The sequence below is a fragment of the Runella aurantiaca genome, assembly GCF_003339505.1.
GTDB lineage: Bacteria > Bacteroidota > Bacteroidia > Cytophagales > Spirosomataceae > Runella > Runella aurantiaca.
The window spans coordinates 94,928-103,216 of record NZ_QPIW01000026.1; the positions used below are offsets into that span (position 1 = coordinate 94,928).

General features: G+C 42.5%; 8 protein-coding genes. 6 read left to right on the forward strand and 2 right to left on the reverse strand.

Going from position 1 to position 8,289, the window contains the following annotated elements; all coding sequences use genetic code 11:
- Positions 1–116: 116 nt before the first annotated feature.
- Positions 117–938, forward strand: coding sequence for an RpnC/YadD family protein (locus tag DVG78_RS23615; protein WP_114463494.1), 822 nt, complete (start codon positions 117–119; stop codon positions 936–938).
- A 71-nt stretch (positions 939–1,009) separates the two neighbouring features.
- Here the strand turns inward: DVG78_RS23615 and DVG78_RS23620 are convergent, their stop codons facing one another.
- Positions 1,010–2,296 (reverse strand): citrate synthase, encoded by a 1,287-nt coding sequence (locus tag DVG78_RS23620; RefSeq protein ID WP_114463495.1) that lies wholly within the window; start codon positions 2,294–2,296, stop codon positions 1,010–1,012.
- A 188-nt stretch (positions 2,297–2,484) separates the two neighbouring features.
- A complete protein-coding gene (locus DVG78_RS23625; RefSeq protein ID WP_114463496.1) occupies positions 2,485–3,801 on the reverse strand; it encodes a metal-dependent hydrolase family protein in 1,317 nt (438 codons plus the stop codon).
- Positions 3,802–3,961: 160 nt separating this feature from the next.
- Here DVG78_RS23625 and DVG78_RS23630 point away from each other — a divergent pair, with 160 nt between their 5' ends.
- The 5 genes from DVG78_RS23630 to DVG78_RS23660 all read left to right on the forward strand — a co-directional run bounded on the left by DVG78_RS23630 (position 3,962) and on the right by DVG78_RS23660 (position 8,023).
- Positions 3,962–4,552 carry a TetR/AcrR family transcriptional regulator gene (locus tag DVG78_RS23630; RefSeq protein WP_114463497.1) on the forward strand — a complete coding sequence of 197 codons (591 nt, stop codon included), beginning with the start codon at positions 3,962–3,964 and terminating at the stop codon, positions 4,550–4,552.
- Between the two features lie 4 nt (positions 4,553–4,556).
- Positions 4,557–5,465, forward strand: coding sequence for an alpha/beta hydrolase family protein (locus DVG78_RS23635; protein ID WP_158550082.1), 909 nt, complete (start codon positions 4,557–4,559; stop codon positions 5,463–5,465).
- Between the two features lie 5 nt (positions 5,466–5,470).
- Positions 5,471–6,007, forward strand: coding sequence for a DinB family protein (locus tag DVG78_RS23640; RefSeq protein WP_114463499.1), 537 nt, complete (start codon positions 5,471–5,473; stop codon positions 6,005–6,007).
- 323 nt (positions 6,008–6,330) lie between these two features.
- Positions 6,331–6,933: a hypothetical protein gene (locus DVG78_RS23650; RefSeq protein ID WP_147277162.1), complete on the forward strand. Its 603-nt coding sequence runs from the start codon at positions 6,331–6,333 to the stop codon at positions 6,931–6,933.
- A gap of 415 nt (positions 6,934–7,348) precedes the next feature.
- Positions 7,349–8,023, forward strand: a complete 675-nt coding sequence (locus tag DVG78_RS23660) for a hypothetical protein (RefSeq protein ID WP_114463503.1) — start codon at positions 7,349–7,351, stop codon at positions 8,021–8,023.
- Positions 8,024–8,289: the final 266 nt, after the last annotated feature.

The window sequence follows — 8,289 nt, forward strand, 5'->3', positions numbered from 1 at the left end:
CGCTCTTGCTGTTATAAGACCAATGTGAAATAAGTTACTTATTGTCTTTTTCGAGTCATTTATAAAATTTTAAAAGTTATTTTTTTAAATAATCACCTTCTAGCCGGCTTCATGGCATGGAAAAAAAATACCAAAGCAACCAATACGATAAGATTTTAAAAGAAAATATTGAAGCTGTAATTCCCAACTTGATACAAAATGTGTTGGGAATTACGGTAGTCTCATCAGAGGAATTACCTGACGATATACAGCACACAAAAGAACGGAAACCAGACGCTTTGAAACAAATAACTGATTTGCATGGAAACATATTTATCCTGCAAATTGAATTTCAAGTCCTTGACGAACAGGAAATGGTATATCGTATGGCCGAATACTATATCATGCTTGCGCGAAAGTATAAATTACCTATTCGTCAGTTTGTTCTTTTTCTTGGCTCTGACGTACCAAAAATGTCTACAGAGTACAAAAGCCATTTTATGAGCTATAACTTTTCTCTTATTTCTTTTTCCGAGTTAGACTACAAAATTTTTCTAAAATCCTCGAAACCAGAAGAAATTGTATTAGGGATTTTGGCAAATTTCAAGGAAGAAGACCAAGAAAATGTCATAAAAAGAATAATTTACCGTATTGAAGAAACTACAGAAGGTGACTTTTCGTTGAAAAGGTATTTTCAGCAGTTGCGTATTTTGGCACAATTGCGTAATTTGGAATTACAATTAAAAACCGCTATGGAAAGTATTGCGAAATATATAAGTGAGGAGAGGGATGTACTCTATTTGAGAGGAAAAGATAAAGCACGTCAAGAAGAACAAACAAAATTCGTTTCTAATTTGCTTAATAAATTGGAACTGAGCATCGAGCAAATTGCAGATATTGCGGGAGTCTCCGTTGATTTTGTAAAAGCTATTAAACAAAAATTGAGTTCCGAAAAATAGCTTTGGTCTTATAAACACAGCAAGAGCGTCGGGTTTCCTCGACGCTCTTGCTGTTTACGCTTGTTTATGATTTATCTTTCGTTCATCGGAACAAAAGACCGCAATGTTGCTCCAGTGTAAATCTGACGCGGACGACCGATAGGCTCTTTGTTTTCGCGCATTTCTTTCCACTGCGCAATCCAGCCCGGCAGACGACCTAAGGCAAACATTACCGTGAACATATTGGTAGGAATACCGAGGGCTCGGTAAATGATTCCTGAATAAAAGTCAACGTTTGGATACAAACGACGGCTTACAAAGTACTCGTCGTGCAATGCTGCCTCCTCTAATCCTTTGGCAATTTCCAAAACGGGGTCATTAACCCCTAATTTTGCCAATACATCGTCGGCCGCTTTTTTGATGATTTTGGCCCGTGGGTCAAAGTTCTTGTAAACACGGTGACCAAAACCGAACAAACGGAAACCGCTCGTTTTGGCATTTTTGGCCATGTCTACGTATTTGGCTACATCGCCACCGTCGGCTTTGATGTCTTCCAGCATTTCGATTACTTCTTGGTTGGCACCGCCGTGGAGTGGTCCCCATAGCGCACAGATACCCGCCGAAATGGAAGAATAAATGTTGGCTTTTGACGAGCCTACCAAACGGACGGTCGAGGTCGAGCAGTTTTGCTCGTGGTCAGCGTGAAGAATCAACAATTTATTCAAGGCCTTAGAAACCACCGGGTCTACTTTGTAATCTTCAACTGGCAACGCAAACATCATGTGAAGGAAGTTTGAGCAGTAATCCAAGTCGTTTTTAGGGTAATTGACGGGATGACCTTGTGATTTTTTGAACGACCAAGTGGCAATCGTTGGCAATTTTGCCATCAATCGAATGATGTGCGTTTCGGTGCTGTCGGGAGCCTTATCATCGTAAGAATCAGGATAGAAGGCGCTCATGGCACTTACCAACGAAGACAAAACGCCCATGGGGTGTGCATTGACGGGGAAACCTTCAAAAATCTTGCGCATGTCTTCGTTGACCAGCGTATGCGTTCGGATTTCGTGCTCGAAGTTTTCGTATTGAGATTGGGTCGGCAATTCACCGTAAATCAACAGATAAGCCACTTCTAAAAAAGTAGCTTTTTCGGCCAATTCTTCAATGGAATAGCCACGATAGCGCAATATGCCTTCTTCACCGTCCAAAAAAGTGATGGCACTTTTGGTGGCTCCGGTGTTTTTGTATCCACTATCAATGGTAATATAGCCCGTTGAATCCCTTAATGAATTAATATCAATTGCTTTTTCTTGCTCAGTTCCTTGGGTGGTCGGAAATTCGTACGTTTTTCCGTCTACTATGAGTTGGGCTTTATCTGACATACAGTGGTGGTAGGTTAAAATATTCGATGGATTTGGGATAAAGGTACAATTTTCATAAAAAACTTTTTTCTATGAAACTTTATAGGGTAATTATTTCAAAATTTCTTGTTAAAAAGAAATAGACGATGGTTAAACAACTCGAAAACAAAAGACTTGCTTTGATTGTTTTTAACCCTTTTTAATAACTATTATTTCGAAGACTTCGGACTAAGAATGGGTTCATTGCGAAAAATCTCTCCATTTTTCATCACAAATTTTATCTTTCTAACGTCGCTGATGCGCTCTTCTGGACGGCCTTCTACCGCTACCAAATCGGCCCAAAAGTTGGTTTTGACGTTTCCTAATTGACTCAAATGAAATACGTTTGCATTGACGGACGTGGCCGAGCGCAATACGTCAAGGGGCTTCATGCCATAGTCGACCATCATTTCCATTTCTCGGGCGTTGTCGCCGTGCGAAAATACCCCCACATCGCCGCCGAAGCAAATCGTTACGCCCGCGTCAAGTGCCTGCTTAAAGGTAACCCGTTTGTTCTTAATGCGTTCCGGCTCTGGTTCAACGCCTTTTTTCCAGCCTCGGTATTGGCTGACGGCATCGCCTGCCGCTAAGGTAGGGCACAAAGCCACGCCTTTATCGTGCATGAGCGAAAAAATTTCAGGCGTGCCTGCGTCGCCGTGTTCGAGGGTTTCGCAGCCGCCCAAAATAGCCCGTCGCATTCCTTCGGTACTGCCGGCATGGGCGATGGTGGGACGACCGCTGCTGCGGGCGGTTTCGACAATGAGTTTTATTTCGTCCACCAAAAAAGTAGGGCGGGCGTCGCCCATTAAACCCCAACGATAATCAGCGTAAATTTTGACCACATCGGCACCTTTCCCGATTTGCCGACGCACGGCTTGGATGAGGCGGTCGTGGCCGTCGGCTTCTTCGGCACCTTGGGGTACTTCAATGTCGGGGCTGAAACCTTTTGGGGCGTAGCTGCCCGTGGCAATGAGCGCTTTGGTGGCAATAACCATGCGTGGACCAGGGATGATTCCCTGATTGATGGCCTGTTTAAGTCCTACATCATCAAATTCAGCACCTTCTGTACCCAAATCCCGAACGGTGGTAAAACCTGCCATGAGCGTTTGTTTGGCGTGTAGGGTAGCCCGCACGGTGCGCAATGAACGCGCCTCTTTCAGCACTTGGTCGTCCCAAGTGGTTTCATTATAAGGATGTAAAAACAAATGTGAATGTCCTTCGATAAAGCCCGGCAGTAAGGTACATCCCTTCAAATCAATGATTTGGGGGGCAGGTTTGCCCGACGTTTGTAACTTTTGGGCGGCCTCTTCTACGTTTTTGGGTTCGCCTACGGCGATGATTTTTTCGCCTTCCACCAATACACTCCAACCTTCGTGGATGGCTGTTCCGTCAAAAACACGGTCGGGTTTTAACAGATACAACTTTTGGGTGAAACCATTCCCCTGAATGAAGAATAAAAATCCAATAAATGCGAGTAATTGTTTCAAGTGCGTAAAGAGGGGGTTAAGTAAGCAAAGGTACTTAAGGACTCGTTATCCTGAACCGAAATGGAAGAAGAAAGTTTGAAGAAAATGTTTTACCAAACGTTTGTTTGGTAAAATTAAAATTATCTCCAACTTTGTATTTCGAAACTGAATACACCTTACGATGCCGATTCAAAAAGTAACCAAAGAAGAAGTCGTTAACCAAGCGCTTTTGCTGTTTAAAAAAAGGGGCTATCACCGCACCAGCATGGCCGATCTGGCGGAAGCTTGCGGTTTGTTGAAAGGAAGTTTTTACCACTATTTCAGCGGAAAAGAAGCCTTGATGAAAGAAGTGCTCGGGGCCGTTCATTCGTATTTTAAAGCAAAAATCTTTGTGATTGCCTACGATGAAACGCTTTTGCCGCGTGAGCGCCTCGAAAAAATGCTTGCCAAGCAAATCCGGGTGGCATCGAGCACGGAAGGTGGCTGTTTGATGGGAAACATGGCCATCGAAACGGCACTCGTCACGGATGAATTTCGGCCCGCCATGCGTACTTTTTTTGATGAATACTTAGATGCGCTCGCGCACGTGTATTCTTATAAATATGACGCCAAAAAAGCGCGTCAAATGGCCGAACAGGCAATGGTCGAATACGAAGGTGCTTGGGTAATGGTGAAGCTGACCGACAGCTCCCATTATTTACAGGATGTGCTGGAGCGCGCCATGACGCGTTTTGATGCGGCAGAAAGCAATAACGTTACTGAAAAACTATAAACCAATGAAAGAGCTCAAAATAAACATCCCCACGCCCGATGGATTTGAACTGGCGGGCATCCTGTATGAATACCACGGTGCGCCCAAAGCCGTGGTGCAGCTGAACATCGGAACGGGGATGCGCAAAGGATTTTACACAAATTTTGCGCGGTACTTGGCCGAAAATGGCTTCATCGTTTGCCTCTGGGAATACCGTGGCATGGGGGAGTCGCGCCCCTCGGATAAAGAAGATTTTGCCGCCATTACCATGCAAGACTGGGCGATTGACATGCGGGCCGTGCTTGACTTTCTGGAATCAAGGTATCCTGACTGGCCCAAGCTGATGATAGGCCACAGCATTGGGGGGCAGCTTGTGGGCCTGATGCCCAATCACCACGTTCTGAAAGGAATGGTCATGATTACGGCTTCGACGGGCACTTGGTGGCGTCATACTTTTCCGTATCGCCTCAAGTCGTATTTCTTTTTTAATATTCTACCCACGTTGACGGTTCCTTTTCTGGGGTATGTCCCAGTCAAAAAAATGAAAATTATGGAAGATTTACCAGGAGCATTGATGTTGGAATGGCGCGAATGGTGCAATTCCGAAAACTATCTGTTTGATTTTCTGGGCAAAAGTATTCCTTATAATGCATACAACGAACTTGCTTTGCCCATCAAGGCCTACTGGACTACCGACGACCCGATTGCCAACGCCGTAACGGTGCCTGCTCTGCTTCGCCATTTTCGAAAAGCCGATATTATGACCGAGGCGATTCGTCCCGCTGATTTTGGGTTGAAGCAAATCGGGCATTTCGGGTTGTTTTCCCGAAAACTAAAAACCCAATTCTGGACCAAAGTCGTGGCAGATTTGGAAGCGATGGTCTCCACGACACTTACCTATAATAATCCCGCGCTCAAAAAAACTACTCTTTAACGGCCATGAACAAAACTACCTTGATTGATTTCCTGAACGAAGGCATAGACGAAGTTGTCGCTTTTGCCCACGCCAGCCCTGCGGAGGCTTTTTATTTCAAACCTGCCGAAAATGTCTGGTCGGCGGCCGAGAATGTGCAGCATTTATCACAATCGGTTCAGCCTCTGAATCGCCTCTTTGGTCGTCCCAAAACCTATCTTCTAGAAAAATGGGGGCCCGCCGCTCATCTTTCGCGCTCCTACGAGGAGGTTGTTGGGGCCTATCATGCGGCATTGAACGGCCGCCAAGGAGCCGCAGGGGCGTTTGCGCCGCTGACTCCCACGCCAGACGCCGTGGCGCTGGCGACTGAATTTAAGCAGGATTATCTCTCCCTCATTGCGCATCTTTCGGAGTGGGACGAGCAAGAATTGGATGAACACGTGATTCCGCACCCTTTGATGGGACCGCTTACGGTGCGGGAGATGCTCTTTTTTACGGCCCATCATATCCGTCACCATCACCAAATTATGGTGAGCAGGGTGAACTTGGTGCATCAATTTTAATTGTCAAAATGACGTTTTTGCACATTTTGGTTAGTGAACAGGATTTTAAATAGTTGTACTTTTTCTATTTTCGTTGTACTATTTAAAGAACTTTTCATTTTTGTAAAAAAAATAATTGGACGGAACACAGCGAGGTTTGAATTTTCTGGTTGTATTATTTTAAGATTTGTACTATTCTGAGAAAAGGTTGAAATTGGGTATATGAATTTAACAAGAGGGGGTTTTTGCCCTATTTTTTTGTAATTTAAAACCTCACACCTTTGCATTGTCAAAACGAAGTCATCACAGCTGGTGAGACAAGATGGTACAAAAACAATAAAACAATGAAAAAGAACACAATGCTTCTGTCAATATTTGCCGCCATGTTTTTTGTAAGCACAGGAAACGCAATGGCCGAGAGTCACCTTTTCACAAAAGACGTGAAAATCGTAAAACGCGACGCTAAGAAAGTAGAAGTTCGCGTCAACCAACCTAACGTTGGAATTTTGGATGTAGAGTTAAGAGACAAAGAAGGAGTACTCATATACGAAGGCGAAATTAAGGGAGGCGAAAACGTAGCGACTCAGTTTAACCTGAACGCTTTGCCAAGCGGTGAGTATACCTTGAATTGCTTCAACAACAATTTCTGGTCTTCTCAGCAACTTGCGATCTCAAACGGTAACATTGAAATCAACGAAAACAGCTACAAAGAGTCGTTGGCTCCTAAAGTTGAAATGATTGCAATCAACCGTTTTGAAGTATCAACCGTGGTGAAGAACGTAGCCGACATGGAAGTAATCATTGCTGACCGTGCGGGAGAAGTTGTTTACAAAGGTTATTTATCTACCGCATCACGTTTCAATTTGGGACATTTGCCAAGCGGCGAGTATTCTTTTGAATTTGTAGTAGCCGATAAATCTTTCAAGCAATTCGTTAATGTGAAATAACATAATGTCTTCATTCATCAACAAATTACTATAACCACTCCATCTTGACAATTCGATTTTGCGAGAGCCCGTCAGAATATCTGACGGGTTTTTTTGTTGTTAAAGACAAAAAAAGTAGCCTAATTTTCGTTAAAAGTCAAGCCCCGTTTTCGCTCGGCTCGACGGGCCGCCTGCGCGAAGTGGAATATCAGAAAAGCCTTCAAGGTAATAGTTTAACAACGGTAAAACCTCAAAGCCTAGCAAAATAGATTTGATAGTTTTGAGGTCGTTAGCTAGATTTACACTGTTGTGAGTTGAATTCCAGAGGAAGACTGCCTACTGAAAATATATAAAGTGCCTTCAGACCTGCATCAAAGCCTAAACTCTGGGTACCTCAGCTTTATCTACATATGTTAGCCCCAAAAACTTATTCTATATGCCATTATCCAAATCAACGTTGATGAAAATTGTCAGGGGTAATTTGTTGAAAATGAATTATGTAGAATTTAAGGATTCTATAATGGGCTCTAGCGGGTTATTTATTAAAAAAATCAACACAGGTTATTTTTTAACCTTAGGTATGATAGTTTCAAGATATTATGAAGAAAAATTTACTTGCGCTTATTATTTATCTAAAAGTACCAGATGGTCTGCTATTTGGGGTGATATACCTCCAAAGTCGTATGAAAGGCCATCATATTTACTAACAAATGAAGAATTACAAATATATCCTAAAGATATAGCTGGTAATAAACTTAAAAAAGATATTTGGTGGAACCCCAATAATAACGATGAAATGGAATCATTTTATAAGATTTTAAAATTAACAGAGGAAAGATTTATAAATCAACCTGAATTAATTGCCCAAATAGAAGATAGTAAAGAAATAACTGAGTTCCTATTACTTTCAAATAAGGTAATTGAGAAAATAAAGTCAGATAAAATTGACCATGATTTCAAGTTTTTACCTATAAAATCCTTAGACGATATACCGATTGTATGGTTTAAGGCCGCAGAGATTGTTTTATCTGAATCAAATCTGTCTATAAATAAACACATGGTTAAGACATTAGCTGCTGATTCATTTAGAAAATCTTTATTTAATTTTTAATTGAGCCCTAAAAAAGTAAAACCGTTGTGCGTTTTCTTATCCGTTGTTGGTGTTATCACCATAGCCGTCAGGCTAAGGAAAAAAGGCATAAATTTGTCGGATGCAAAAGATTGATTTTCAAGACCTCGACCTATCCTCGTCGTGTTTTTCAGACTTATCCTCTTTTTTTGAGGCATCCGCTTTAGAGCAATTGGGTAGAGAAGTTAAATTCATTGAGCGCAGCAGCTCGCGTTTGAGTGCATGGATGTTCTTACAGTTAAATACCT

What these genes read in the sequence shown, in the direction of transcription:
- DVG78_RS23630 (WP_114463497.1), top strand. Translation starts at nt 3,962, where the DNA reads ATGCCGATTCAAAAAGTAACCAAAGAAGAAGTCGTTAACCAAGCGCTT.
- DVG78_RS23650 (WP_147277162.1), top strand. Translation starts at nt 6,331, where the DNA reads ATGAAAAAGAACACAATGCTTCTGTCAATATTTGCCGCCATGTTTTTT.
- DVG78_RS23620 (WP_114463495.1), bottom strand. Translation starts at nt 2,296, where the DNA reads ATGTCAGATAAAGCCCAACTCATAGTAGACGGAAAAACGTACGAATTT.
- DVG78_RS23640 (WP_114463499.1), top strand. Translation starts at nt 5,471, where the DNA reads ATGAACAAAACTACCTTGATTGATTTCCTGAACGAAGGCATAGACGAA.
- DVG78_RS23660 (WP_114463503.1), top strand. Translation starts at nt 7,349, where the DNA reads ATGCCATTATCCAAATCAACGTTGATGAAAATTGTCAGGGGTAATTTG.
- DVG78_RS23635 (WP_158550082.1), top strand. Translation starts at nt 4,557, where the DNA reads ATGAAAGAGCTCAAAATAAACATCCCCACGCCCGATGGATTTGAACTG.
- DVG78_RS23615 (WP_114463494.1), top strand. Translation starts at nt 117, where the DNA reads ATGGAAAAAAAATACCAAAGCAACCAATACGATAAGATTTTAAAAGAA.